This window comes from Bradyrhizobium barranii subsp. apii (genome assembly GCF_011516635.5).
Lineage (GTDB): Bacteria > Pseudomonadota > Alphaproteobacteria > Rhizobiales > Xanthobacteraceae > Bradyrhizobium > Bradyrhizobium barranii.
This window is the reverse complement of the sequence record NZ_CP096255.1, coordinates 6,075,818-6,102,634: the sequence shown is the minus strand read 5'-3', so window position 1 is coordinate 6,102,634 and position 26,817 is coordinate 6,075,818. Positions and strand designations below refer to the sequence as shown.

General features: G+C 65.0%; 20 protein-coding genes and 2 pseudogenes. 15 read left to right on the top strand and 7 right to left on the bottom strand.

All coding sequences use genetic code 11. From position 1 onward, the window contains the following. Positions 1 to 67 precede the first annotated feature (67 nt). The 3 genes from HAP41_RS29125 (at position 68) to HAP41_RS29115 (ending at position 2,591) form a co-directional block, all read left to right on the top strand. Positions 68 to 1,186, top strand: coding sequence for a helix-turn-helix transcriptional regulator (locus tag HAP41_RS29125; RefSeq protein WP_166094846.1), 1,119 nt, complete (start codon positions 68 to 70; stop codon positions 1,184 to 1,186). Positions 1,187 to 1,411: 225 nt separating this feature from the next. After that, complete coding sequence (locus HAP41_RS29120; protein ID WP_166094854.1) at positions 1,412 to 1,669, top strand: hypothetical protein; 258 nt, start codon at positions 1,412 to 1,414, stop codon at positions 1,667 to 1,669. 193 nt (positions 1,670 to 1,862) lie between these two features. Continuing rightward, complete coding sequence (locus tag HAP41_RS29115) at positions 1,863 to 2,591, top strand: sulfite exporter TauE/SafE family protein (RefSeq protein ID WP_166094860.1); 729 nt, start codon at positions 1,863 to 1,865, stop codon at positions 2,589 to 2,591. On the opposite strand, the pseudogene HAP41_RS29110 reads toward HAP41_RS29115, so the two are convergent. Both HAP41_RS29110 and HAP41_RS29105 read right to left on the bottom strand, forming a co-directional pair. Beyond that, a pseudogene (locus HAP41_RS29110) lies at positions 2,588 to 5,790 on the bottom strand (efflux RND transporter permease subunit). The gene HAP41_RS29115 and the pseudogene HAP41_RS29110 sit on opposite strands and share 4 nt — an antisense overlap. 135 nt (positions 5,791 to 5,925) lie before the next feature. After that, positions 5,926 to 7,170, bottom strand: coding sequence for an efflux RND transporter periplasmic adaptor subunit (locus HAP41_RS29105; protein ID WP_071915009.1), 1,245 nt, complete (start codon positions 7,168 to 7,170; stop codon positions 5,926 to 5,928). A gap of 201 nt (positions 7,171 to 7,371) precedes the next feature. Here HAP41_RS29105 and HAP41_RS29100 point away from each other — a divergent pair, with 201 nt between their 5' ends. Beyond that, positions 7,372 to 7,977: a TetR/AcrR family transcriptional regulator gene (locus tag HAP41_RS29100; protein ID WP_135214384.1), complete on the top strand. Its 606-nt coding sequence runs from the start codon at positions 7,372 to 7,374 to the stop codon at positions 7,975 to 7,977. Between the two features lie 16 nt (positions 7,978 to 7,993). Here the strand turns inward: HAP41_RS29100 and HAP41_RS29095 are convergent, their stop codons facing one another. The 4 genes from HAP41_RS29095 to HAP41_RS29080 all read right to left on the bottom strand — a co-directional run bounded on the left by HAP41_RS29095 (position 7,994) and on the right by HAP41_RS29080 (position 13,337). Then, entirely contained in the window at positions 7,994 to 9,481 is a 1,488-nt protein-coding gene (locus tag HAP41_RS29095) for an amidase (protein ID WP_224580710.1), read from the bottom strand. Between the two features lie 235 nt (positions 9,482 to 9,716). Then, complete coding sequence (locus tag HAP41_RS29090; RefSeq protein ID WP_071915003.1) at positions 9,717 to 11,084, bottom strand: MFS transporter; 1,368 nt, start codon at positions 11,082 to 11,084, stop codon at positions 9,717 to 9,719. Positions 11,085 to 11,160: 76 nt separating this feature from the next. Next, the gene (locus HAP41_RS29085; protein WP_166094885.1) at positions 11,161 to 12,690 is read right to left on the bottom strand and encodes an aldehyde dehydrogenase; all 1,530 of its coding nucleotides are present in this window, start codon (positions 12,688 to 12,690) and stop codon (positions 11,161 to 11,163) included. Further along, a complete protein-coding gene (locus HAP41_RS29080; protein ID WP_166105730.1) occupies positions 12,687 to 13,337 on the bottom strand; it encodes a GntR family transcriptional regulator in 651 nt (216 codons plus the stop codon). Before HAP41_RS29080 ends, HAP41_RS29085 begins: the two co-directional genes overlap by 4 nt. 156 nt (positions 13,338 to 13,493) lie before the next feature. Here HAP41_RS29080 and HAP41_RS29075 point away from each other — a divergent pair, with 156 nt between their 5' ends. The 6 genes and pseudogenes from HAP41_RS29075 (at position 13,494) to rnz (ending at position 20,137) form a co-directional block, all read left to right on the top strand. Then, positions 13,494 to 14,267, top strand: coding sequence for an alpha/beta fold hydrolase (locus tag HAP41_RS29075; protein WP_166094898.1), 774 nt, complete (start codon positions 13,494 to 13,496; stop codon positions 14,265 to 14,267). Positions 14,268 to 14,636: 369 nt separating this feature from the next. Beyond that, positions 14,637 to 15,472: pseudogene (locus HAP41_RS29070) on the top strand (IS5 family transposase). 136 nt (positions 15,473 to 15,608) lie between these two features. Continuing rightward, positions 15,609 to 16,826, top strand: a complete 1,218-nt coding sequence (locus HAP41_RS29065; protein ID WP_166094911.1) for a multidrug effflux MFS transporter — start codon at positions 15,609 to 15,611, stop codon at positions 16,824 to 16,826. Positions 16,827 to 16,841: 15 nt separating this feature from the next. After that, positions 16,842 to 18,170, top strand: coding sequence for a guanine deaminase (locus tag HAP41_RS29060; RefSeq protein ID WP_166094914.1), 1,329 nt, complete (start codon positions 16,842 to 16,844; stop codon positions 18,168 to 18,170). Positions 18,171 to 18,184: 14 nt separating this feature from the next. Further along, positions 18,185 to 19,168: an antibiotic biosynthesis monooxygenase gene (locus tag HAP41_RS29055; RefSeq protein WP_166094919.1), complete on the top strand. Its 984-nt coding sequence runs from the start codon at positions 18,185 to 18,187 to the stop codon at positions 19,166 to 19,168. A 66-nt stretch (positions 19,169 to 19,234) separates the two neighbouring features. Then, positions 19,235 to 20,137, top strand: a complete 903-nt coding sequence (gene rnz, locus HAP41_RS29050; RefSeq protein WP_166094922.1) for a ribonuclease Z — start codon at positions 19,235 to 19,237, stop codon at positions 20,135 to 20,137. A gap of 15 nt (positions 20,138 to 20,152) precedes the next feature. Here the strand turns inward: rnz and HAP41_RS29045 are convergent, their stop codons facing one another. Further along, positions 20,153 to 20,986, bottom strand: coding sequence for an IclR family transcriptional regulator (locus HAP41_RS29045; protein WP_224580711.1), 834 nt, complete (start codon positions 20,984 to 20,986; stop codon positions 20,153 to 20,155). A 123-nt stretch (positions 20,987 to 21,109) separates the two neighbouring features. Here HAP41_RS29045 and HAP41_RS29040 point away from each other — a divergent pair, with 123 nt between their 5' ends. The 5 genes from HAP41_RS29040 to HAP41_RS29020 are packed head-to-tail and all read left to right on the top strand — an operon-like array spanning position 21,110 to position 26,784. After that, the gene (locus tag HAP41_RS29040) at positions 21,110 to 22,030 is read left to right on the top strand and encodes a dihydrodipicolinate synthase family protein (protein WP_166094947.1); all 921 of its coding nucleotides are present in this window, start codon (positions 21,110 to 21,112) and stop codon (positions 22,028 to 22,030) included. 27 nt (positions 22,031 to 22,057) lie between these two features. After that, a complete protein-coding gene (locus HAP41_RS29035) occupies positions 22,058 to 23,497 on the top strand; it encodes an FAD-binding oxidoreductase (RefSeq protein ID WP_166094957.1) in 1,440 nt (479 codons plus the stop codon). Further along, the gene (locus HAP41_RS29030) at positions 23,494 to 24,606 is read left to right on the top strand and encodes a four-carbon acid sugar kinase family protein (RefSeq protein WP_166094962.1); all 1,113 of its coding nucleotides are present in this window, start codon (positions 23,494 to 23,496) and stop codon (positions 24,604 to 24,606) included. Before HAP41_RS29035 ends, HAP41_RS29030 begins: the two co-directional genes overlap by 4 nt. Then, on the top strand, positions 24,603 to 25,640 hold the full coding sequence (pdxA, locus tag HAP41_RS29025) for a 4-hydroxythreonine-4-phosphate dehydrogenase PdxA (protein ID WP_071914985.1): 1,038 nt from the start codon (positions 24,603 to 24,605) through the stop codon (positions 25,638 to 25,640). The genes HAP41_RS29030 and pdxA overlap by 4 nt, the downstream gene beginning before the upstream one ends. A gap of 13 nt (positions 25,641 to 25,653) precedes the next feature. Next, positions 25,654 to 26,784, top strand: coding sequence for an iron-containing alcohol dehydrogenase (locus HAP41_RS29020; RefSeq protein ID WP_135214371.1), 1,131 nt, complete (start codon positions 25,654 to 25,656; stop codon positions 26,782 to 26,784). Positions 26,785 to 26,817: the final 33 nt, after the last annotated feature.

Below are 26,817 nucleotides of genomic sequence, written 5' to 3'. Positions count from 1 at the left end.
TAGACTCACTAGTGCCGCCGGGCATGACGAACATTTCGCGATCTCCAAGTCACCATTGGCTGTTCTGATGTCCCGACCTCCCAAACAGTCCGAGTTGATCGAGAACATATATGACGCAGGTCTCCACCCTGAGTTGTGGAGTGATGTTGTCGTCAAGCTCAATGCGTTCATCGGCAGCCAGGCTTGCGGGCTGATTTCGAAGGATCCCGTCAGCAAGTCCGGCGCGACGCATTATTATTGCGGTGTCGATCCGCACTACATCCAGCTCTATGCCGAGACCTACGCCCAGTACGATCCGCTGGCACGGCTGCCTCGCTATGGCGAGGTTCGTAACATCCCCGATCTCGTGAATTTCGACGAATATCGTCGCGGCCGGTTCTATCAGGAATGGCTGCGGCCCCACGGCTGCGTCGATGTCGCCAGCGTGGTTCTGGAACAGTCGAAGTCGCCGTGTCCGATGCTGATCACCGTGATTCCCGGCAAGGGGATGCTCGATGCGGAGCAGCGGGCGCGGATGCAATTCCTGGTTCCGCATGCGAGCCGGGCGCTGCTGATCAACCGGGCGATCGAGCGGAAGCAGCAGCGGGCGATCGCGCTCGCCGATGTCGTGGATCGGCTGAATGCCGGCGTCATCCTGCTCGATACGGCCTGCAACATCGTCCACAGCAATCCTGCCGCAGACACGTTGCTCGCCGCAGATGACGTCCTGCGGTCTGTCGCGGGCCGGCTGGCGGCACGATCTTCCGCGGCAAATTCGGCGCTGCGCGATATCTTCCGTGACGCAGGCGAGGTTGCCGTCGCGGCCGCCGCCGGACGAAAGATTCCCCTGATGTCGCATGACGGCTCCTACTACGTCGCGCACGTCATCGCGCTGCCGTCGTTGTTGCGTGAAGGCGCGGCGGAGCGCATGTCGGCGGTCGGCGCCTTGTTGATCTGGAAGGCGGAACTCGACGGCCGCTCATGTGCCGGCCTCATCGACCGCGCGTTCGAGTTGACCCCTGCGGAGCTGAGGGTCATGCAATCGATCGTCGAGGTCGGCGGTGTGCCGGAGACGGCCGTGGCGCTCGGCATCGCGGAGACGACGGTGAAGACGCATCTGCATCGGGTGTTCGCGAAGACCGGGGTCTCGCGTCAGGCCGATCTCGTCAAGCTCGCGGCTGGATTCTCCAATCCGGTTCTGCACTGACGCGCTTTGCGAAGGCGCAGGCGAGTCGCTCCGGCTCGCGATAGGTTCAAACAGCAGAATCATTAGAAAGTTATCGCGGGTCGTTCGATCGAATGACGCGATTCTCCGCGCTCTCTTCTACGAGAACTCACGCGTTGTCTTGCTCGACGCGTTCGATCTTCGTGTGCTCACAGCAAGCGGAAGTGAACCTCATCAATCTCTCGCACAAGTTGAGAGGAGATTGTCATGCCAAATGCGTCACCAGCTCCGGCCGGCAAGTTCCGCGACATCGTCGCCCGCATCGGCGCGGCATTCCGCGCGCAGCGCGAGATCGACGCGAAGCGCGCGTTGCGGCGCTACGGCCATTTGCTGGAGCCGCCGCATGAAACGTCGCGTTTGAATGAAATTATTCCCGTCTGCAATGAAGAGGATACTTTTGAAAATGCCAACGGAGTTGATCCGCGCGCGCGCGCGGCCGGCCGCACCACGTTCGAACGCGCGTAACGTCAATGTTGTCGCCGCCGCGCTGACGGCGGCGCTCGTCACGCTTCAACTGGTCGGACTGGCAATGCTGGAGCGTTCGCACGCGCAGCCGGTCTCTCGGCCTCTCCTGAATTCGCACGATGCGGAGCTCTGCACCGGGACTGCCGATGTCCCGGCGACGCAGACACCCTACGACTGAGCCGGAGAACGCATCGTGCCTGATATCACGACCAGCCTTCTCGTGAGCGTCGCCGTGTTCGCCGGCGCCTTCGTCTCGGGGCTCTCGGGCTTCGCGTTCTCGGCCGTGGCGGGCGCGATTCTGCTCCGCGTGTTTCAGCCGCTGGAGGCCGTGCCGCTGATGATGGCGTGCAGCATCGGCGTGCAGGCTACCAATCTGTGGGCGCTTCGGCGCAGCATCCGGTGGGAGGGCAGTCTGCTGCTGATCGTCGGCGGATTGATCGGCGTTCCCATCGCGGTGTCGCTGTTGCAATCCACGGACACGCATCTGCTCCGGCGCGGCTTCGGCATCATCGTCGCGCTCTATGCGGCCTACACGCTGCTGCGGCCGACGCTGGTCACGGCGGGCGAAGCCGTTGGCCGGCCCTGGGTCGCACTGATCGGGTTCGGGGGAGGACTGGTCGGCGGCCTGACCGCGATGCCCGGCGCGATCCCCACGATCTGGTGCGACATGCGCGGCATGCCCAAGAGCGAGCAGCGCGGCCTGGTGCAGCCCTTCATCGCCGCGATGCAGGTCTTTGCGATCGCGCTGCTGGTCGGACACCAGGACCTGTCGTCCAAGGTGTTCGTCGACCTCGCGATCAGCCTGCCGGCGCTGTTCGCAGGCTCAGCGCTCGGCGTGATCGCCTTTCACCGGGTCAACGAGACGGTCTTTCGCAAGACCGTGCTCGTTCTGTTGCTGCTCTCGGGGATCTCCCTGATCTAGTGGCCTGCGCCTTCGTGCTTGAGACCCTGGACCGGCGCCGCGCTGGTGTCGCTGCTGTGATGCACCAGCGGCTTGTTGCCGGTGACGGTCCGCAGCAGCACATAGAACACCGGCGTCAGGAACAGGCCGAACACGGTGACGCCGATCATGCCGGAGAACACCGCGACGCCCATCGCGCGCCGCATCTCCGAGCCCGCGCCGGTCGAGAGCACGAGCGGCAAGACGCCCATGATGAACGCCATCGACGTCATCAGGATCGGACGCAGCCGCAAGCGGCTCGCCTCGATCGCGGCCCGGATCGGCGTGCGTCCCGCGAATTCGAGCTCACGCGCGAATTCGACGATCAGGATCGCGTTCTTGGCAGAGAGTCCGACCAGCACGATCAATCCGATCTGGGTGAAGACGTTGTTGTCGCCCTTGGAGATCCAGACGCCGAACATCGCCGCCAACAGGCCCATCGGCACGATCATGATGATCGAGAGCGGCAGGGTCAGGCTCTCGTAGAGCGCCGCCAACACCAGGAACACCAGCAGGATCGCCAGCGGGAATACCCAGAGGCCGGAATTGCCGGCGATGAACTCCTGATAGGTCAGGTCGGTCCATTCGAAGGCAAAGCCGGGGGGCAATGTCTCCGCCGCGATCCGCGTCGCGACTTCCTGCGCTTGGCCCGACGAAAAGCCGGGCGCAGCGGCCGCGTTGATGTCGGACGACAAAAAGCCGTTGTAGCGGATGGCGCGCTCAGGTCCGGCGCTCTGGCGGATCGTCAGCAGCGCCGACAGTGGCACCATGTCGCCGGAGGACGAGCGCACCTTCAACTGCCTGATGTCATCGGCGCGTGCGCGGAACGGCGCGTCGGCCTGGACGTAGACGGAGTAGGTGCGACCAAACTTGTTGAAGTCGTTGACGTAGTAAGAACCGAGGTAGATCTGCAGGGTGTTGAACACCTCCGTCACGGGCACGCCGAGCTGAAGCGCCTTGGTGCGGTCGATGTCGGCGAAGAGCTGGGCACGTTGACCTGGAAGCTCGAGAACACGCCGGCGATCTCCGGCGCCTTTTGCATCGCCGCCGTAAATGCCTTGGTCGCTTCGTTCAGTGCCTCATAACCGAGACCGGCCCGATCCTCGATCTGCAGCTTGAAGCCGCCGATGGTGCCGAGGCCGTTGACCGGCGGCGGCGGGAACATGGCGATGAAGGCTTCCTGGATGCCGGAATATTTCTTGTTGAGGTCGGCCGCGATCGCATTCCCGCTCAGGGCCGGACCTTTGCGCTCGTCGAACGGTTTCAGCGTCGAGAACACGATGCCGGCGTTGGAGGAGTTGGTGAAGCCGGCGATCGACAGGCCCGGAAACGCGACCGAGCTCTCGACGCCCGGCTGGGTCAGCGCGATGTCGCTCATCTTGCGGATCACCTCTTCGGTGCGATCGAGCGCTGCACCGTCGGGCAGTCGTGAGAAGCCGACGAGATATTGCTTGTCCTGACCCGGCACGAAGCCGCTCGGCACCTGCTGGAACAGGAAAGCGGTCACGCCAACCAGCACCACATAGAGGCCCATCACGGCCGCCTTGCCCGAGATCACCTTGGTGACGGTGCCGCTGTAGTTCTCCGACGAACGCGTGAAGGCCTTGTTGAAGCCGCGGAAGAACCAGCCAAGGCCCTTTTCCATGATGATCGTCAGCCGGTCCTTCGGCTCGTTGTGTCCCTTGAGCAGCAGCGCCGACAGGGCCGGCGAGAGCGTCAGCGAGTTGACGGCGGAGATCACGGTCGAGATCGCGATCGTCAGCGCGAACTGCTTGTAGAACTGCCCGGTCAGGCCGGAGATGAAGGCGAGCGGCACGAACACCGCGATCAGCACCATCGCGATCGCGATGATCGGACCCGACACCTCGCGCATCGCCTGGTAGGTGGCGTCACGCGGCGACAGGCCACCCTCGATGTTGCGCTCGACGTTCTCGACCACGACGATGGCGTCATCGACGACGATGCCGATCGCGAGCACGAGACCGAACAGGCTGAGCGCGTTGATGGAGAAGCCGAACAGATGCATCACCGCGAAGGTGCCGACGATCGACACCGGCACCGCAAGCAGCGGGATGATCGAGGCGCGCCAGGTCTGGAGGAACAGGATCACCACCAGCACGACCAGTGCGATCGCTTCCAGCAGCGTGTGGATGACAGCTTCGATCGAGGAGCGCACGAACTGGGTGGGGTCGTAGACGATCTGGTAGGACACGCCCTCCGGCATGTTCTTCTTGATCTCGGCCATGGTGGCGCGGACGTGGTCGGAAATCTCCAGCGCATTGGAGCCCGGTGCCTGGAAGATCGGGATCGCCACCGCCTGCTTGTTGTCGAGCAGCGAGCGCAGGCCGTATTCGGACGCGCCAAGCTCGATGCGTGCGACGTCGCGCAGCCGCACGACTTCGCCGCGGGTGCCGGTCTTGACCACGATGTCGCCGAACTGCTCCTCGTTGGCGAGCCGGCCTTCGGCATTGACGGACATTTGCAGGTCGATACCCCTGACGTTCGGGGAGGAGCCGACCACGCCGGCGGCGGCCTCGACGTTCTGGGCCTGGATCGACTTGACAATGTCGCTCGCGGTCAGGCCGTGCTCGGCCGCCTTTTGCGGATCGACCCAGACCCGCATCGAATAATCGCCGGCACCGTAGAGCTGGACGTCGCCGACGCCGTCGATGCGCGCCAGCCGGTCCTTGACGTTGAGCACGGCATAGTTGCGCAAATACGTCATGTCGTAGCGGTTGTTCGGCGACAGCAGATGCACGACCATGGTGAGGTCGGGCGACGATTTCTTGGTGATGATGCCGAGCTGGCGCACCACGGCCGGCAGGCGCGGCTCGGCCTGCTGCACGCGGTTCTGCACCAGCTGTGTCGCCTTGTCTGGGTCGGTGCCGAGCCGGAACGTCACCGTCAGCGTCATGGCGCCGTCAGTGGTCGCCTGGCTCGACATGTAGAGCATGCCTTCGACGCCGTTGATCTGCTCCTCGATCGGGGTCGCCACCGTCTCGGCGATCACCTTGGGGTTGGCGCCGGGATAAGTCGCGCGCACCAGCACCGAGGGCGGCACCACGTCCGGATATTCGGAGATCGGCATCGCGAACAGCGAGATCAGGCCTGCGAGGAAGATCAGGACGGATAGCACGCCGGCGAAGATCGGACGGTCGATAAAGAACTTTGAGAGATTCATGGCCTTGCCCCTGCAAGAGAGACAGCTCTCCCGTTACCGGGACGCGGGAAACGCCCGCGAGCCCGGAATCGAGATGCGATGTCTTGGTAGCTCTATGACGTCGTTATTCCGGGCACGCGGTCCGGAATGATGTAACTAGCGTTGCACCACGTCCTGGTTGCTGTGGTTGGAGGCCTGCTGCGGCCCGCGCGCACCCATCGCCGCGACCTCCGTCTTGAGGAGCGCACCGGGACGCACGCGTTGCAGGCCATTGACGATGATGCGATCACCGGGCTTCAGTCCCGCCGTCACGATGCGAAGGCCGTCGACCGAGCCGCCGAGCGTGATCGGCCGGTAGACCGCGCGGCTGTCGTCGCCGACCCCCATCACGAACTTCTTGTCCTGGTCGGTGCCGATCGCGCGCTCGTCGATCATCACCAGCGTCTGCTGCTTCGGTTGGCCCATGCGTACGCGGGCGAACTGGCCGGGGATGAGACGGCCGTCCTCGTTCCGAAACACCGCGCGGACCCGGATGGTGCCGCTCTGGCCGTTGACCTGGTTGTCGATCAGCTGGATATGACCTCTCGCCGAGAGGCCGCCGGATGTCGTCATTTCCACCGGGATCTGGTCGAGATTGCCGCGCTTGCCGGAGGCATCCGCGATCGAGTTCAGCGCGCGCAGCACGACCTCTTCATCCGCATCGAACGAGGCGTAGATCGGATTGACCGACACCAGCGAGGTCAGGACGGGGGAGGCGGTGCCGGCGGCGACGAGATTGCCGACCGTGATCTCGAACTTGCCGACGCGGCCGTCCACGGGCGCGCGCACCTCGGTGTAGTCGAGATTGAGCTTTGCGGTCTGGAGCGTCGCTTCGGCCGCCTTCACATTGGCGATGGCTTCGCGATTGGCATTGTCGCGCTGGTCGTAGTCACGCCGAGTGACCACGGCATTGCCGACCAGCTGCGCGCCGCGCTCGAGCTCGCTCTGGGTGAACACGACGCGCGCCTTGGCAGCCTCGAGCTGGGCGTTGGCCTTGTCGACCTCTGCTGCGTAAGGCGCCGGATCGATCTTGAACAGCACGTCGCCGGCCTTCACCAGCGCGCCTTCGGTGAAGTTGGTCGCAAGGATCGCACCCGCGACGCGGGGACGAAGCTCGACACGGTTGATGGCCTCGAGCCGGCCGGAGAAATCGTCCCACAGCACGGTCTGCTTCGGTTCGATCAGCGCGACCGTGACAGGGACGGCCTGCTCAGCTGCCGCAGCCGTTGCGGTCGCCTGCGCGGCACGTAAGTAATGGCCGGTCGCGATCGAGCCGGCCACGGCGAGGGCGCCCACGATGGCAACGCCGCCGAGGAGGCGGCGGAAACGGCCGGTGCGGGGGGAGTTTTGCGAGGGATGCATTTGCGCGCTCCAGATATGTAGTGTTCACTACAGATGTGGAGCTGGATGTCGCAGTGCAAGATACTTATGTACCATTCACTAAGAAAATTGTAGCGGCATACCGCAAGAATTGGAAGACGGCAGAGAAAATAAAGCTAGAACAAATAGATAGGATTCGGCGTTAAGCTTCAGGCAGAACGTGAATTCCGAGGAGACAGGCACATGGGCATGGGACGCCCCCGCGAATTCGACGCCGAAACGGCGTTGGACCAGGCGATGGAAGTGTTTTGGCGCCATGGCTATGAGGGCGCCACCATTGCCCAGCTCACCGAGGCCATGGGCATCAATCCGCCGAGCCTTTACGCCTGCTTCGGCAACAAGGAAGGCCTGCTCAAGGCCGCGCTCGACCGTTACACCAAATTGCGTGGCGTCTGGATGAACGAGGTGGTCGCCGCACCGACCGCCCGCGACGTCGCCGAGCGGATGCTGACGGGCATCGCCGACAAGCAGACCGATCCCGCCAACCCGCCCGGCTGCCTGCTCGTGCAGGGCGGCATCGCCTGCGGCAGCGGCTCCGAGAACGTCCCGTTCGAGCTCGCCGCCCGCCGCGCCGAGAACGAAGACCAGCTCCGCGAGCGCTTTGTTCGCGCCAAGGCCGAAGGCGATCTCAAGCCGAGCTCTGATCCCGCCGCGCTCGCGCGCTACGTCTCGGCCGTCTCGGTCGGCATGGGCGTGATGGCGTCCTCAGGCTCCGACCGCGAGGCGCTGCGTCAGGTCGCGAGCGTTGCCGTGCAGGCGGTCGAGGCGCAGTCGGCCGACAGAACGTGACGGCCGCCCGCCGTTGTCAATTTGACGATTGCAGCGCCGGCGGCGCGACGAAGCCACCGAACTCGCGTTCAATCAACCCGGCCAGCGCAATCGTCGTGCGGTCCTCGAGATAAGGCCCGATGATCTGAACCCCGACTGGAAGGCCCGACGGCGTTCGTTCGACCGGGACGGCGGTCGCCGGCAGTCCGCAGGTCGAGGCCGGGTCCGCCCAGATGAAGCACGCATCGGCGTAAGGGTGCAGCTTTCCGTCGATGTCCAGTTGCCGCGCGTCGAACGGTTCGGACTGGTCGTGCGGAAAGGCCGGCACGGCGGCGGCCGGGTAGATCACGGCGTCGAACTCGCGGAAGAACTGCTGCCACCGCTGCTGCAACTGCAAGCGCGCCGCGTCGGTCGCCAGCCATTCGCGATGGATCATGCCCCAGCCGCGGGCGCGCTCGGCCTGCAGGCTGCGGTCGTCGGGCGAGAGTGCCGCGGCAACTCCTTGCGCCTCTGCGAGAGCGGCCGGTGTCAGGCGCGGACTTCGCGCTGCGTTCAACAGCTTCATGTAGAGCCGCGCGGAGTCGGCGAGATCAGGCAGCGAGGTGCTCGCGCGCGCGACCCGCGCGCCAGATTTGTCGAGCCGGTCGGCCAATCGCCCGATGGCTGAACGCACGGCATCACCCGTCGGCATCAGCGGATGGGTATCGATCACGAGGATCCTGAAATCCTTGAGATCGTTGTGCCGCGGGGCAGGTAGCGCAAGGCGATAGCCGATCCCGTCGCGCGTCTCGTCGGGGCCGGCAATCACGTCGAGCGCCAGCGCGAGGTCTGAGGCAGTGCGCGCCATCGGCCCGACGACAGCCAGATCGCCCTGGCCGGGGACGGGTAGTGCAGGCGGCAGGCTGTAGCCGCGCAGCGGCACCAGGCCGAGGCTCGGCTTGTGTCCGAACACACCGCAGAAATGCGCGGGCACCCGGATCGAGCCGCCGATGTCCGAGCCGATCGAAAGCGGACCGAAACCAGCCGCCAGCGCCGCGCCCGATCCGCCCGAGGAGCCACCGGGTGACCGGCCGAGGTCCCACGGGTTGTTCGTCGTCCCGTGGATGTCGTTGTAACTTTGGAAGTCCCGCAAGCCGATCGGGATATTGGTCTTGCCGATGATGATGGCGCCTGCCGCCTTCAACCGCGCGACGACAAGGGCGTCTTCCGCCGGTTGGAAGTCCTTGAAATGCGGGAAGCCCCATGTCGTCGGCAGGCCGGCGACGTTGAACGGTTCCTTGAGGGTCACGGGGATGCCGAGCAGCGGCAGCCGCTCGCCGCGACCAAGCGCGGCATCGGCGGCGCGTGCGGCCTCTCTCGCACGATCGAAATCGCGAACGATGATCGCGTTGATGCGCCCGTCCAGCGCCTCGATGCGCGCGATCGTATGCGCGAGCAAGTCGGACGCGGACACTTTGCGAGCGTGCAGGGCGGTCAGAAGTGTGCTGATCGAGCCGTAGTCCAGCTCAGCGGCATCTGCGGTCATCACGAGCTCCATTGTATCCCGACTGAGACCTTGTAGCCCGGATGGAGCGCAGCGCAATCCAGGAGATATCCCGACGCGGATGCATGACCCGGATTACGCTATCGCTTCATCCGGGCGACGACGCTATCGCATCTGGTCGTCATGCCCGGGCTTGTCCCGGGCATCCACGTTCTCAGTGCGGCGTCGCAAGGCGTGGATGGCCGGGACAAGCCCGGCCATGACGCGGTGGAGAGCCTCAGGAAGCCTCCTTCAGCACCGGCGCGGCAGATTCCTCCGCCTTGAGCTCCTCGAGGCTGCGATGCCGCGGCTCGATGCCCAGCGCCCAGACCGTGATGATCTGCACCACCAGCAGTCCGATCATCAGCGCCATCACGCCGGCCACGCCGCGCGTCTCGAACAGCGACACGACGAGGAACGGTGTGACGATCGTGGCGCCGCGCCCCAGCGTGTTGACGATGCCGGAGGCGCGCAGGCGGACCTCGGTCGGAAACAGCTCGGGGATATAGATGCCGAACAGAAGGGCGACCAGGACGTAGATCGGTACCGTCAGCGCGAAGCCGACAGCTGGCAGCAGGATCGGGTCGGAGATCATCGGGTAGAGGATTCCGAGCGCCACCGTGATCAGGGATGCGCCGATGATGGTCGGCTTGCGGCCCCAGCGGTCGGCGGTCAGCGCGCCGATGGCCGAGCCGACGGGCGCGCCGAGCGCCATCAGCAGCGAATAGCCGAACGAGGTCGCGATCGAGAGGCCCTGCTTGACGAAGAACACGGGCAGCCAGGTCACGAAGCCATAGAGCAGGGTGTTGATGGTGATCAGGCAGACGGCGCCGACGATCATCCGCGACAGCAAGGGCGCGGTGAACAGCGTGCCGAGATCCGCAGATGCCGGGACCGGTGTCGTGGCCGCGGGAGGAGGCAGAGGCTGACCCTGCGCGGCTTCCTTCTCGATGGCTTGCATCAGCGCTTCCGCCTCGGCGGTGCGTCCCACAGCTTCCAGCCAGCGCGGCGATTCCGGCAGCGACTTGCGCATGTACCACACCACGAGCGCGCCGACGCCGCCGAGCACGAACATGGAGCGCCAGCCGAATTGCGGCACCACCACGGACGCGATCAATAGCGCCACGGGCAGACCGGTGACGACGCACACGGTCGTGAAGCCGAGCCATTTGCCACGGGTGCGCGCGGGCACGAATTCCGTCATCGTCGAATAGCCGACGACGTTCTCCGCCCCGAGCCCAACGCCCATCACGAAACGGCAGGCGATCAGGAAGGCCATGTTCGGTGAGAACGCCGCGGCCAGGGAGGCAACGCCGAAAAGGAGCAAATTGAATTGATAGGTGAAGCGGCGTCCGTAGCGGTCGCCGAGGAAGCCGGTGCCGAATGATCCCAGCATCATGCCGACGAAGGTCGCGGAGATGAAAACCGCATTCTGCGCGAGGGTTGAAAAGCCTGTCTTCAGCGTGACGCTGAGCACGGTCCCGGCGATATAGATGTCGAAACCGTCGAAAAACATTCCGATGCCGATCAGCAGCATGATGCGGCGGTGGAATGGCCCGATCGGCAGCCGATCCAGACGGCTGCCTGCGTTCACCAATGTCGACATATACGCTCTCCCCTGACTGTTGTTCTGGTCGATGCGGCCCGCCTTCTATGGGCGGTCGGCCGCTCGTCGTTTTTTGCTAGTTCAGGCGCTGTTGGTTGGCCGTGTCGCGATACCAGTCGAACGGCTGCTCGTGGGTCGCGACCATCACGCTCTTGGTGTTGAAGTGGTCGTTGAAGCTCTCGGTGCCGCATTCGCGGCCGATGCCGGAATCGTCGACGCCACCCCAGGGCGAGGCCGGGTCGAGACGGTGGTGATCATTGATCCAGACGATGCCGGCCTTGACGGAGGCGGCGACACGATGCGCGCGCGCGACGTCGCGGGTGCGGATGGCTGCGGCGAGGCCGAACGGCGAGTTGTTGGCAAGCCGAAGCGCATCGGCCTCGTCCTTGAACGGCGTCACCGAGGTGAAGGGACCAAACACTTCCTCCTGGAAGATGCGCATGTCGGATGTGACGTCGGCGAACACCGTCGGCTCGACGAAATAGCCGTTGTCGTGACCCGGCACCTTCGCGGCAACACCGCCGGTGACGAGACGCGCGCCATCCTCGTGGCCGTAGCCTACGTAGGTGAGAACGCGGTCGCGCTGCCGGGCGGAGATCACGGGGCCCATTTGGGTGTTCGCATCGAAGGGATCGCCGACGCGGATCGTGCGGGTCTTGGCCTGCAGCTTCTCGACGAATTCGTCATAGATCGAAGCCTGGACGATGTGGCGCGAGGCGCAGACGCAGGTTTGGCCGGCGCCGATGAAAGCGCCGAATGCGGCGTAGTTGACGGCGCGGTCGACGTCGAAATCGTCGAACACCATCACCGGCGTCTTGCCGCCGAGCTCCATGGTTTGATGCGCGAACACTTTTGCGGCCGCGCTGCCGGCGATGCGGCCTGCCTCGGTGCCGCCGGTCAGGACCAGCTTGTTGATGTCGCCATGCTCGGCCAGCATCTTGCCGGCGTTCTGGCCGAGGCCGAGAACGATGTTGAAGACGCCGGGCGGAAGGCCGGCTTCGGTGAAGATCTGCGCGAGCTTCAACGTCGTCAGCGGCGTGTATTCGGACGGCTTGACCACGGTGACGCATCCGGTCGCCAGCACCACGGCCAGCGACTTGCACAGGATCATCAGTGGATGATTGAACGGCGTGCAATTGGCGACGATGCCGATCGGGGTGCGGAGCGTGTAGTTCAGATAGGCGCCTTCGACCGGGATGACGGAGTCGCGGCGCGCCAGCGCAACGCCGGCAAAGTAGCGGAAGAAGTCGGGCAGGCGGGAGAGCTGGGCGCGGGTCTCGTTGACCGGCCGGCCGTTGTTGAGGGTTTCCAGCCGGTACAGGCTGTCGAGATTGGCCTCGAAAGCATCGGCGAGCTTGTTGACCAGTCTGGCACGCGCGCGTGTGTCCATGCCGCCCCAGGCTTTGCCTTCGAACGCCGCGCGCGCGCTCTTCATCGCGCGGTCGATGTCCTCGGCGGTCGAATTGGGGATGCGGGCGATGACGTCGCCGGTCGCGGGATTGCGGACGTCGAGCATCACGCCGTTGCCGGCTTCGACTTCACGTCCGTCGATGAAATTGCCGTGGGTTTCGACGTCGATCGACGCGGGTTTTGACGGAATGTTCATGATGATCTCTCCTCGACGATGACGGCGTTGCGCTTGAGCGCCGGCAGAACGCGTTTTTCGGTGGCCCCGATATGGGCCTTGATGATGCGCGCCGCGGTTCGCGTTTCGCGGCTCTGCATGGCGTCGATCAGGGCGACGTGCTCGGCGACGAGCTTTGCCGGATCGTGACCCTTCAGATTGGACACGCTGACGCGGACCAGCCGGTCGGCCTGGCCGATCAGGTCGCACAGCGCCGTCGCCATGCGGCGATTGCCGGACGCATGAGCCAGCGCGGAGTGGAAGCCGCGGTTGTAGGCGATGAAGTCTTCGTGGTTGCCGGAGAAGCGGCGAAATTCATCGAGCGATTTCAGAACGCTGTCCGGAGCGCTCTCGATCGCCTCGGCGACGCAGGCCGGCTCCAGAGTAAGACGGAAGCGGAGGAGGTCGCGGGCGTCCGACAGCGAGATCGGCGTGACCCGGTAGCCCTGGCGCGGCTGCACCGTCACCAAATGCTCGCGCTGCAGCCTCAAAAGCGCATCCCGAACCGGTTGGCGGCTCACCGAATAGCGTTCGGCCAGATCCTGCTCCCGCATTTCATCGCCCGGAGCAAAACGGCAGGCTAAAATATCAGATCGGAGAAGATCGTAGATGTTTTCGCGCAAAAGCATGATTCTAGGGACCTCATTGGCTCCAATTTGGCAATCCTGATATTTCACGTCAAGCGCCAAATGCTTGAATTCCCTGACAGTTGATTTATCAATCGGGGGCCTCCACGGCACGCAAACGGGTGTGATCCCGCCGACGAAGTTAAGGAAAGACCGGACATGGACAGGCTTCTTGCCAACGGGACCGTCAACGCCGCGCAATCGGGCGAGGGGCCGCCGCTGTTTCTCTTCCACTCGCTGTTGTCGGACCGTGCGAGCTTCGATGCGATCGTGCCCGAGCTTGAGGGATCGTTTCGCACCATCGTGCCGGAGTTGCCGGGGTTCGGCCGTTCACGCGCGGTCGAAGGCGGGCTCGTCGTTGTCGCGGACAGGATGGCGGAGGCCGTGAAGGAGGCTGCGGGCGGTGCGCCGGCGATCGTGCTCGGCAATGGCTATGGCGGCTTCGTCGCCTTGCAGATGGCGATCCGGCACCCGGAGATCGCCAGCAAGCTCGTTCTCGCCGATTGCGGCGCGGCGTTTTCGGAGCCCGGCCGCGAGGCGTTTCGCAACATGGCGAGGGTCTCGCGGGAGAAGGGACTCGAGGCGATCACTGACGTTGCGATGCGACGCTTGTTTGCGCCGGAGTTTCAGGAGCGGCATCCCGAACTGATGCGGGATCGTCGTGAAGCTTTTCTGCAGACGGATCCCGATGTGTTTCGCAGCGCATGCGACGCGTTGGCAAGCCTCGATCTCCGCGCCGAACTTGCCGCGGTGAAAGTTCCTGCCCTCGTTCTGGTTGGTGAGCACGACGAAGCGACCCCTCCGCCAATGTCGCGCGAGCTGGCCGCCGGTTTGCCGCGCGCCGAACTCAAGGTCATTCCAGGCTGCGCGCACGTGCCGCAGCTTCAGTCGCCGCGGCAGTTTCTGGTAGCTCTCAACGGCTTCCTGCTTTGATCTGCGCCTGGTCGATGCCGATCCTGCGCTCGAAACGGCGATGCCTTCCGAACGGTTAATGGCTTCTGTGCGGCGGGAATTCACAAGCGGGGATGATGCAGTCCTGCGCCTGTTTTGCCCGACGTGTCAAACGTCCTCGGGGGCCACGCTAGCGCCATGCCGGAGCGAAATTCTTCAATGATTTGTACTGTGCATGGGGTTGTTTTCGCATTTTTTGTTGGAGCATCCCCAGGCCGCGAGGACCAGAGCATCAGCCGCCCGCATTGAAGCGGGCCTCCTAATCTAAGTGTCTGTTCCAAAACATGTTGAGTCGAATGAATCGGTTGTGATTCAAGGTGAGCGGCCTGATTCGATGGGGACGCGCCGCCAATGTGGACTACCGAGAACCGTGCACGCTACGACCGCAGCCGCCTGCGCTATCCGAGCGACTTGACCGACGAGGAGTGGGCGCTGATCGCGCCTCGCATCCCGCCGGCCAAGCGCGGCGGCAACAAGCGTACGGTGGACCTGCGCGAGATTGCCAACGGGCTGATGTACATCCTGAGCACAGGTTGCCAGTGGCGCGCGATCCCCAAGGACCTGCCGCCGCGCTCGACGCTGTATGGCTACTTCGATCTGTGGAGCTGGAACGGCACGCTCGATAAAATTCATCACGCCCTCTATGTCGAATGTCGCGAAAGGGCCGAGCGCGAGGCTTCTCCCACCGCCGCCATCATCGATAGCCAGAGCGTGAAAAGCGCTGAAAAAGGGGGCCTCATGATCTCCATGGCTACGACGCGGGCAAGAAGATCAAGGGCAAGAAGCGGCACATTCTCGTCGACACGCAAGGCCTCTTGATGCACGCCATCGTGCATGCGGCGGACATCCAGGATCGCGACGGCGGCGTGCTCCTGATGGCAACGTTGTTCGGCCTCTATCCCTTTCTTCTGAAGCTCTACGCCGACGGCGGATATCAAGGGCCACATTTCCAGAAGGGGCTGCGTAGCGCTCTGAAGCGCGTGAACCTCGAAATCGTCAAACGCTCCGATCAGGCTCACCGTTTCGTCGTCTTGCCCAAACGCTGGATCGTCGAGCGTACCTTTGCCTGGCTCGGGCGATGCCGAAGACTGTCCAAAGATTGGGAATGCTTCAATCACAGGGCGCTCGCCTTTCTCAAGCTGGCCTCCATCCGACTCATGCTGCGAAAGCTATGCAATCCAAGGTAATCTTTCCGGACAGACTCTAAGAGTTTTTATACACAGTTCTGGCACGCTCCGCGCGTCAATATCCGCAACCTGCATCGTCGCCTCTCATTGCACGCACGAAAAGACAGGACCCGCGGGCATCGAGGGGGCGTGAGCCATGACTGCAGTTGCTTCGGACGCTGGTCGCGCGAAGGGCGGGATCGTGCCGATCCTGCTATGCGTGGTGCCGTTCAGTCAGATTCCGCTCGATGCCTATACGCCGGGCCTGCCGCAGATGGTGGTGGACCTCGCAACCGATTCCGCGTCGATGCAGAACACCGTCACCGCCTACATGCTCGGCATGAGTCTGGCGCTGGTGCCCGTTGGAATCGCCTCCGACACGCTCGGCCGCCGTAACGTTCTGCTCGCGGGGCTATCGGTTCTCATCGCGATGAGCATCGCCTGTGCGCTCGCCACCAGCGCATCGCTGCTGCTCGCGCTGCGCTTCCTGCAGGGCGTCGGCGGCTGCACCTGCCTCGTCGTCGCCTATGCGGTTGCGGCCGACTGCTTTCGCGGCCGCGAGCTCACGGCGATCTCTGGACTGCTTGGTGCCGCCTGGGGGCTTGCACCCGTGCTCGCGCCGGCCGCCGGCGGCTTCATCGTCGAGCTGACATCCTGGCGCGGGGTCTTCGTCATTATCGCCATCGCCGCGGCCATCGTCGCTGCGATCGTCGTGCTGCTTCTGCCCGAGACGCTGCCGGCCGAGCGACGCGCGCCGTTCGATCCGCGCCGCACGGCGAGCATTCTCCGCGAGGCGCTCGTCCGTCCGGGCTTCCTGGCCTTCGTGCTGGTGTTCGCCGCCGCGGCCAGCGCGCAACTGGCGTTCGGCGTCGTCGCGCCGTTCTTCTACCAGACCGGCCTCGGTTATTCCGCGGCCATCTACGGCCTTGTCGCGCTCGGCCTTGGCGGCGTGAATCTCGCGGGCGAACTCGGCTGCGCGCATTTCGCGCGCTTCATGCCGGCCCGCGTGATGGGCTTTGGCGCCTTCGCGCTGTTTCTCGCCGGCGCTGTGGTCTTGACCGCGACCGGCATGACGCTTGGTCTCGATTTCATGTCGATCACGATCGGCGGTGCGCTGGTGCTCGGCGGTTGCGGCGTGCTGTGCCCGATGATGTACGGCATGGCGCTCGGCCTGTTCGAGCGCGACCACGGCCTGATCGGCGGCCTCATCAGCGCGCTCTGCTATCTCGCGGTGAGCGGCGCCATGGCGATCGCGGCGGTGTTGCCTGAAGCGACCCAGGCGCCGATCGGCTGGCTCTATCTCGGCCTCTGCGCCGTCGCAGGGACGCTGCTTGCGATCTCGCTGCCTTCGGCGCGCCACGCCACACAGACCTAAGGAAGGAACCCATTCATGACCACCGTTGGTATTCGCGGCACGTTCTTCGACTTCGTCGACGATCCCTGGAAGCACATCGGCAACGAGCAGGCGGCCGCGCGTTTCCATCAGGACGGTCTGATGGTCGTCACGGATGGCGTCATCAAGGCGTTCGGTCCCCATGACAAGATTGCCGCCGCGCATCCGGGCGTCGAGATCACCCATATCAAGGACCGCATCATCGTCCCGGGCTTCATCGACGGCCACATCCATCTGCCGCAGACCCGCGTGCTCGGCGCCTATGGCGAACAGCTGCTGCCGTGGCTCCAGAAGTCGATCTACCCCGAGGAGATCAAGTACAAGGATCGCAACTACGCGCGCGACGGCGTGAAGCGTTTTCTCGACGCACTGCTCGCCGCCGGCACCACCACCTGCCAGGCCTTCACCAGCTCCTCGCCGGTCGCGACCGAAGAGCTGTTCGAGGAGGCGGCCCGCCGCAACATGCGCGTGATCGCGGGCCTCACCGGGATCGACCGCAACGCGCCGGCCGAGTTCATCGACACGCCCGAAAACTTCTATCGCGACAGCAAGCGGCTGATCGCGCAGTACCACAACAAGGGCCGCAACCTCTACGCCATCACGCCGCGCTTCGCCTTCGGCGCTTCGCCGGAGCTGCTCAAGGCATGTCAGCGCCTCAAGCACGAGCATCCGGACTGCGAGGACTATCTCGGCGTCTACGAGAAGTTCGACCTGGTCGGGCCAAAGTTCTCCGGCGGCCACGGTGTCTATCTCTCGAACAACGAGTTCCGCCGCATGTCCAAGAAGGGCGCCGCGGTGGTGTTCTGCCCGTGCTCGAACCTGTTCCTCGGCAGCGGTCTGTTCCGCCTCGGCCGTGCCACCGATCCCGAGCATCGGGTCAAGATGTCGTTCGGCACCGACGTCGGCGGTGGCAACCGCTTCTCGATGATCTCCGTGCTCGACGACGCCTACAAGGTCGGCATGTGCAACAACACGATGCTCGACGGCAGCATCGATCCGGCGCGCAAGGATCTTGCGGAAGCCGAGCGCAACAAGCTCTCGCCCTATCGCGGTTTCTGGTCGGTCACGCTCGGCGGCGCCGAAGGCCTCTATATCGACGACAAGCTCGGCAATTTCGACCCCGGCAAGGAAGCCGATTTCGTCGCACTCGATCCGAATGGTGGCCAGCTGGCGCAACCCTGGCACCAGTCGCTGATCGCCGACGGTGCTGGTCCGCGCACGGTCGACGACGCCGCGAACATGCTGTTCGCCGTCATGATGGTCGGCGACGACCGGTGCGTCGACGAGACCTGGGTGATGGGCAAGCGCCTCTACAAGCAGAGCTGAAGCGGACGGTCGCGATGAGCGCATCTCCGGATCCAGCGGCCCAGGCGGTCGCCCTCGTCATCCAGCGCCGCATCGCCGACGACGGCTTTGCCGCGTTCGCGCGGTGGAACGGCGAGGTCGGCGAGGCGCTGAAGGCGTGGCCCGGCTTCCTCAGCCAGGAGGTCGTGCCGCCGCAGCCGCCGGCGCATGTGGACTGGGTGACCATCCTGCGTTTCGCGAACCCGGCCGCTGCCCGCGCCTGGCTTCAGAGCGATGTACGGGCGCGGCTGATCGCGGACGTGCAGCGCTTCTTCGTCGGGTCGGAGGACGTTCATATCCTTCCCGACACCGGCGTTCAGCGCGACAGCGCGGTCTCCGCCGTCATCTCCTTCAAGGTGCCGGATGGACTCGAGGATGCGTTCCTCAAATGGCAACAGCGCATCCAGGCCGCGGAGGCCGAATTCAGGGGGTTCCTGCGCCACAAGATCGAGCGGCCTATCCCGGGCCTGCACGACGAGTGGATCGTCATCCTGTCGTTCGACAGCGATGCCAACCTCAATGCATGGCTGGACTCGCCCTTGCGGCAGACGCTGCTTGAGGAAGGCGCGCGCTTCAACGCCGGCATGAACGTGAAGCGGGCAAGCTACGGCTTCAATTTCTGGTTCCCGGCCGGCAAGACGCAGGCTCCGGAGCAAGGGCCCGGCCTGATCTGGAAGAGCAACCTCATCGTCCTGCTGGTGCTCTATCCCGTGGTCTATCTCTGGGGTTATTTCGTCAGCGCGCCGCTGATCGACAGCCACGGCGTGCCGGTCTGGCTGTCGCTGTTCGTCGGCAATCTCGTGAGTACCCAGCTGCTCGGCTGGTTTCTCGTGCCGGCCGCCTTCAGGGCGCTCGACTGGTGGATCAAGCCGAAGGCAGCGCTCGGCCGCCAGATCGCGGGATATGCACTGCTTGCCGCGCTCTATGCGGGCTCGATGGGCCTGTACGCGCTGCTGCTCGCATGGCATTGGGGACGGTGAGGCCACCCACCGTGCGGACCGTTGCGGTGCTGTCGGGGAGAGGTCGGTCTCTGGACGCTGACGACCATGTTCGCCCTGACATTTCTCGGCACCTCGGCAAGCGTTCCCTCAGTGGAGCGCAACCATCCGGCCCTCCTGGTGGAGGCCGCGGGCAAGCGTATCCTGGTTGATTGCGGCGAGGGCACGCAGCGCCAGTTGCTGCGCAGCGGCGCCGGCTTTCGCCGGCTCGGCCGCATCCTGCTGACGCACGGGCATCTCGATCACGTACTCGGCATCCCCGGTCTCTTCTCGACGCTGGGGCTGCGGCAGACCTCCGAAGTGATGACTGTTCATGCGGGCCCGGGCACGCTCGACATCGTCGTTCGCATGCTCGCGGGCTTGTGGGGCGCGGGCAGGGCGCCGATCCCCGTGGCGTTCGCGCCGCTGAGCGAGGGGCAGGTCATCGATGCCGGCGACTTCACCATCGACTGCTTTCCGGTTCGCCACCGCGACACCGACAGCTTTGGCTTCTCTTTCCAAAGCCCCGCGCGCCGCCACCTTCTGCCCGAGCGGCTTGCGTCGCTCAGTGTCCCGGACGGGCCGATGCGCGGAGAGCTGGCCGCCGGACGGCCGGTCGTGATCGCCGGCCGAACGATTGATCCGGAGGACGTCCTGGGCTCGCCGGGCGGCGGCAGGAAGCTCGTCGTGGTCGGCGACACCGAAACCACGGATGGTCTATCCCGACATGTCGTCGACGCCGACATGCTGGTGATCGAGGCGACGTTCCTCGATCGTGACGCCGCGACCGCGCGGGACTACGGCCATCTCACGGCAACCGAAGCCGCTTCGTTTGCCGCCGCCAGCAACGTCAAGCAGCTCGTGCTGGTCCACATGTCGGGACGATACGAGGATGAAGAGATCTTGGCGGAGGCGACAAGGGTGTTTCCGAATACGCGGATCGCCGCCGACTTCGATCACATCGCGATCTAATCGCCATCACCGCACTTAGCTCGTCAATCCCGACTTGATCGCGAGATCCTGGACTTGGGCCGCCGCCTGCATGAGCCGCGGCAGCGCCTGGTCGCGGAAGGCCGCCATGTCCATGCGCATCGCATCGACCGTGACGCTCAGGCCGCCGATCACAAAACCCTGAGCGTCGAAGATCGGCGTTGCCAGCGTGCGCAGGCCATAGGCATTCTCGCCGTCGGAGACGGCATGGCCTTTTTTCTTCACCTGATCGAGCCGGGCGAGCAGTGCATCGAGATCGGTCAGCGTTCGCTCCGACAGTTTGACGCGAGGACGCAACTCGAGCCGCTCGATCTGCTGGTCGCGTGGCAGATGCGCCAGCATGACATGGCCGAGCGCGGCGCTGTAGGCGGGAATGCGCGTGCCCGGCCGGCGGTCCATCTTGTGACGGTCGAGGCCGGCACCGACGCGCGCGAGATAGACCACGTCGCCGCCATCGAGAATGCCGAGCGATGCCGCATCGCCGACATCAGGGACGAGGTCGCGCAGCAGCGGCTCGACGATCGGCCGCAACGAGCCGTGCGACAGCACGGTGTAGCCGAGGTCGAGACAGGCGATGCCGAGACGGAACCGGCGACTTTGCGGAACGGCCTGGAGATAGCCGAGTTCGGTCAGGGTCTGGATCAGGCGGAACGCCGTCCCGCGATCGAGATCAGCCCGTGCGGCAATCTCACTCAGGGTCAGCTCGAAGGTTTCGCTGGTGAAACTCTTGAGCACGGCAAAGGCCTTGCCGACGGAGGCCACATAATTCTTGGGATTTTTGGCGCTAGTTTCCGATACGCGCTTCGCGGCCTTCCCTGCAGCCTTGGTCATGCTCGAATGCCCCGCCATGACAGCCATGCCCTTGACGTCGGGCCGAGCTGATTTTACGAGTGCACCAGCAAATAACAAATGTTCGCATTCCGAACAACATCGTTCTGACGATCGGAGGAAGTTTTGTCGACATCATCGCTGCACCCTCATGGCGTGTTCTCCGCCGCGTTGACGCCGCTCGACGCCGAGCTTGCTCCCGATCATGCGCGCTTTGTGGACCATTGTCGCTATCTGCTCGACGAAGGCTGCGACGGCATCGCGATGCTGGGCACGACGGGTGAGGCGAACTCCTTTTCGGTGGCCGAACGCACCGCGCTGCTCGAGGCGGTGGTGGCTGCCGGCATCGCGCCGCGGCGGCTTTTGCCCGGCACCGGCGTTGCCGCGCTCAGCGACACCATCGCGCTGACGCGCCACGCACTCTCGGTCGGCGTCGACACCGTGGTGATGCTGCCGCCGTTCTACTACAAGAACGTCACCGATGACGGCATCTTCGCCTCCTACAGCGAGGTGGTTCAGCGTATCGGTGATGCGCGTCTGAAAGTCGTCCTCTATCACTACCCGCAGATGTCGGCGCAGCCGATCTCGCATGCGCTGATCGAGCGGCTGCGCAAGGCCTATCCGGCCACGTTCACGGGCATCAAGGATTCGTCCGGCGACTTCGCCAACATGACGGCGATGGTCGAGCGCTTCCCGGGCTTCGCTGTCCTCGGCGGCGCCGATCCATTGATGCTGCCGCTGCTGCGCAAGGGCGGCGCGGGCTGCATCACCGCGACCTCCAATGTCGTCGCGCGCAGTCTTGCCTATGTCTTCAAGCACTTTGGCGACAGCGACGACGATCCGGCGCTCAAGGCGGCGCAGGCGCGCATCGTGAAGGCGCGCGAGCTGGTCTCGCAATTTCCGCAGATGGCCTCGCTGAAGGCGCTTGCGGCTGATCGCACCAAGCATGCCGGTTGGCAGCGCCTGCGGCCGCCACTGGAGTCCTTGCCGCCGGACCAGCTGAAAGAGCTGCTTGCGAATGCTGCGGCATTCGCAGCCTCAGCCTAGGCCCGGTACGCACGACGAGGCGATCTGATGTCCGACTCATTCCAGGATGCATTGGCCGGGCTCGCCGCGATCGTCGGCGACAAGCACGTCATTGCGTCCGGAGCCGACCATGAGCCTTATGTGGTGGACTGGCGCGGGCGCTATCGCGGCCGCGCGGTCGCGGTGGTGAAGCCCGGCTCGACTGCCGAGGTCGCCTCAATCGTCAGATACTGCGCCGACAAGCGCCTTGCGATCGTGCCGCAAGGCGGCAACACCGGCATGTGCGGAGCGGCGACGCCGGACGATCACGCGGGCAATGTCGTGGTCCGGCTCGACCGCATGCGAGCCGTGCGCGACGTCAGTCCGCTCGCCAACACGATCACGGTGGAGGCCGGCTGCATTCTCGCCGAGGTCCAGAATGCGGCGCGTAGCGTCGATCGCTACTTTCCCTTGAGCCTGGGTGCCGAGGGTTCCTGCCAGATCGGCGGCAACATCTCGACCAATGCCGGCGGCACGGCCGTGCTGCGCTACGGCCCGACGCGCGATCTCGTGCTCGGGCTCGAAGCCGTGCTGCCCGACGGGCGTATCTTCAACGGCCTGCGCGCGCTGCGCAAGGACAACACGGGTTACGCGCTCAAGCAGCTCTTCATCGGGGCGGAAGGCACGCTCGGCATCGTCACCGCGGCGGTGCTGAAACTGTTCTCGCCGCCGCGCAGCTCGGCGCTGGCGCTGGTGAAATTGCAGGGTGTCGCGCAGGCACTCGAGATCATGGCGCGCCTGCGCGGCGTGGTCGGCGACCGGCTCGGCAGCCTCGAAATCATGTCGCGCTCGCAGATCGAGGCGATCGCGGAGACCGTGCCGCATGTCACCATCCCGTTCGAGCTGACGACGCCGTGGTACCTGATCGTTGAGCTGACCGACACGCTCGCGGGCGTCGATCTCGACGAGCCGCTCGCCACGGCGCTGGCGGATGCGATGGAGGCCGGCATCGCCGAAGACGTCATCCTGGCCTCCAACCTCGCGCAGACGAAGGCAATCTGGGCCGTCAGGCACAGCGTGTCCGAAGGCAACAAGCGCAGCGGCTATGTCGTCTCGCACGACAGCGTTGTGCCGCTGGAGCACCAGGCGGACTTCGTCACCAATGTCGAAGCGCGAATTGTGGCCGCGGTACCGCATGCCCGCGTGGTGATGCATGGCCATATCGGCGACGGCAACATCCACGTGATCGCCCTGATCGACCGTGCGCATTGTCAGGAGCCGGCGACGACGGCCGCCCTGGTGGCGCAAATCAATGAGATCGTCGACGACGAGACTGCGGCGCAGGGCGGGGCGATCAGTGCCGAGCACGGCATCGGGATCACCAATCGCGTCCGGCTGGCCCGTGTCGCCGATCCGCTCGATATCGAGCTGATGCGCGGCATCAAGCGCTTGCTCGATCCGAACGGCCTGATGAACCCCGGCAAGATCTTTGGCGCGGGAGCAGCATGACGACGACGTTCGTGCGCCTGCTTGCCGACGATCTCACCGGCGCGCTCGACACCGCGGCGGAGTTCGTCGGCCTGTGCGGACCGTTCGACGTCACCTGGGCGGATTCGCCCGCGGCTCCGGGCGCGCAAAGCCTCGCGATCGACAGCGGCACCCGCGAGCGGTCGAAAGCCGACAGCGTCGAGATCGTCGGACGGCTGGCGCCGCAGCTTCAGGGTGGGACGATCGCCTACAAGAAGGTCGACAGCCTGCTCCGCGGTGCCTGGGCGGCCGAGCTCGGCGCCTGCCTGCGCGGCGGCCCTTGGGCGTCATGCGTGGTCGCACCGGCCTTCGACTATCAGGGACGCCGTACCGTCGAGGGCCAGCAATTCGCGCGCACTGTACAGGGGGACTGGCATCGCGTCGGCGACAACCTGCTGGACCAATTGAAACTGGAAGGTATCGAGGCGTGGCAGGGCGGCCCTGACACGCTCGCGCAAGGTGGCGTTCAGGTGTTCGATGCCGAGAGCGACATCGATCTCGATCGCGTCGTCGAAATGGCGCGGCAGATGCCGGGGCCCGTGCTGTGGTGCGGAAGCGGCGGGCTGGCCGGTGCGCTCGCCCGCGGCCATCGCGCCGATGCGCCTAGCCGGCTGAAGCGGCCGGTGCTGGGGCTGTTCGGTTCCGACCAGGCCACCACTGCCTCCCAGCTCGCAGCATGTGGCGAAGCCACCATCGCGTTGGCCGAAGGTGAGGGGGGCGCAGGCGTTCAACGCAAGCTGGCTGACGACGGCGTGGCGCTGGTGAAATTCGCGTTCGCGGATGGCCTTTCGCGCGCCGAGGCCGCCCAGCGCATCGCGCGCGAGCTGACAGCGCTGATTGCAGTGCTCAATCCGCCCGGAACCTTGATCGTTGCTGGCGGTGAGACCTTGAAGGCCGTATGCGTTGCGCTCGGCGCGCATGCGCTCCAGGTGACGGGGCGTATCGTGCCGGGGCTGCCGCGCTCGATTCTGCAAGGCGGCCGCTGGGCCGGCGTGGATGTCATCTCGAAATCCGGCGCGTTCGGCACCAGCGAGCTGTGGCGCGATCTGCTCCGGGACAATCATTTGCTCAATACGGGGAGCCCGACATGACCTCTCGTCATCTTGCCATCACCATGGGCGATCCGGCCGGGATCGGCCCGGAGATCATCGTCAAGGCCTGCGTCGGGCTGAAGGACCGGATCGCGAAAGGCGATCTGCGCATCCTGATCATCGGCAGCGGCGCCGCGCTCGAGGATGCCAAGGCCGCGCTCGGCGCTGCCGTTGCGATTCCGGAGGTGAGTGCCGACGATGCTGACTGGCCGAACCTCTGCTTCCTCCAGGCGGATGTCGAGGGTACCCCGATCAAGCCCGGCGTCTTGAGCGCCGACGGTGGCCGCTTTGCCTACAAGGCGATCGAGCAGGGCGTGCGCCTGACGCAGGCCGGGCGGACCTCCGCGATTGTCACCGCGCCGCTCAACAAGGAAGCACTCAACAAGGCCGGCTATCACTTCCCTGGACATACCGAGATGCTGGCGCACCTCACCGGTGTGCGCGGATCGGTGATGCTGCTCGCCCACGGCAACATGCGCGTCAGCCATGTCTCGACCCACGTGGCGCTGGAAGACGTGCCGAAGCGCCTGACGCCGGAGCGTCTGCGCATGGTGATCGATCTCACCAACGAGGCCTTGCTGCGGCTCGGTATCGACAAGCCGAAGATTGCGATCGCCGCGCTCAATCCGCATGCCGGCGAGGGCGGTCTGTTCGGCCGGCAGGATATCGACGTTTCGGCACCGACGATTGCCAAGGCCGTCGCCGATGGCCTCGACGTCGTCGGCCCGGTGCCCGGCGACACCATCTTCGTCAAGCTGCGCGCCGGCCAGTACGATGCTGCGGTCGCGATGTATCACGACCAGGGGCACATCCCGGTCAAACTGCTGGGCTTCCAGGTCGATCCCGCGACCGGGCGCTGGCAGGAGCTCTCCGGCGTCAACATCACGCTGGGCCTGCCGATCATCCGCACCTCCGTCGATCACGGCACCGCCTTCGACATTGCCGGCAAGGGCATTGCCAACGAGCACAGCCTGATCGAGGCCATCGACTATGCCGAGCGGCTCTCCGCCGGCGTCTCCGCCTCCAAGTCATGAGATCTAGCGCACGATGACCAACGCCTTCACGCCCATCGAAATCCAACGTCCCACCATCCTGGAATTCGGCAACGGCACCATCACGGCTGCTGCGCGCTTCGCCGAGCGGATCGGCGCCAGGCGGCCGCTGGTGATTTCCGATCCGTTCAATGCGCGCCGCGTCGATGCGCTGGCGCTGCCGGGTGCAGTGAAAGTGTTTGGCGACGTCAAGCCTGAACCGGACCTGCCTAATCTGGAGAAGGCGGTGGCGATGGCGAAAGAGGTCGCGCCTGATCTCGTCGTCGGCTTCGGCGGCGGCAGCGCGATGGATCTCGCCAAGCTGGTCGCGGTGCTCTGCACCAGCGACGTGGCCTTTGCCGATATCGTTGGGCCGGAAAAAGTCGCCGGCCGCAGCGTGCCGCTGATGCAGATCCCGACCACGTCGGGCACCGGCAGCGAGGCCGGCACCCGCGCGCTCGTCACCGATCCCGTCAGCCAGAACAAGCAGGCGGTGCAGAGCCGCTTCATGCTTGCTGATATCGCCATCGTCGATCCTGATCTCACAATGACCGTTCCGAAGGAGGTCACTGCGGCCACCGGCGTCGATGCGCTGGCGCATTGCGTCGAGGCCTACACCAGCCGCAAGGCGCATCCGATGATCGACCTTTATGCGCTCGAGGGCGCGCGGCTGGTCGGGCAATATCTCAAGCGGGCGGTCGCTGACGGCGGAGATCGCGAGGCACGCGCGGGTCTCTCCCTGGCCTCGCTCTATGGCGGCTATTGCCTTGGACCAGTGAACACCACCGCCGGGCATGCCGTCGCTTATCCGCTGGGCACGCGCCATCATGTCGCGCATGGGCTCGCCTGTGCCGTGATCTTCCCGCATACGCTGGCCTTCAACATGCCGGCAGTCGAGGCGAAGACGGTCGCGGTGCTGGCGGCGCTCGGCCTGCCGGCACGGAACGATGCGAAGCTCGCATTCGACGCCACTTACGAGTACTGCAAGGACCTCGGCATCGAGATGCGTCTGTCCGCGCTCGGCGTGCCCAAGGGCGATCTCGGCGTCATGGCCGACGAGGCGCACGCCATTCGCCGCCTGCTTGACAACAATCCGCGCGACCTCGGCCGGGATGCGATCCTGAACATGTACGAGGTCGCGTTCTAGTCACCTCCGCCGCGCGCGGCACCCAATCAACAA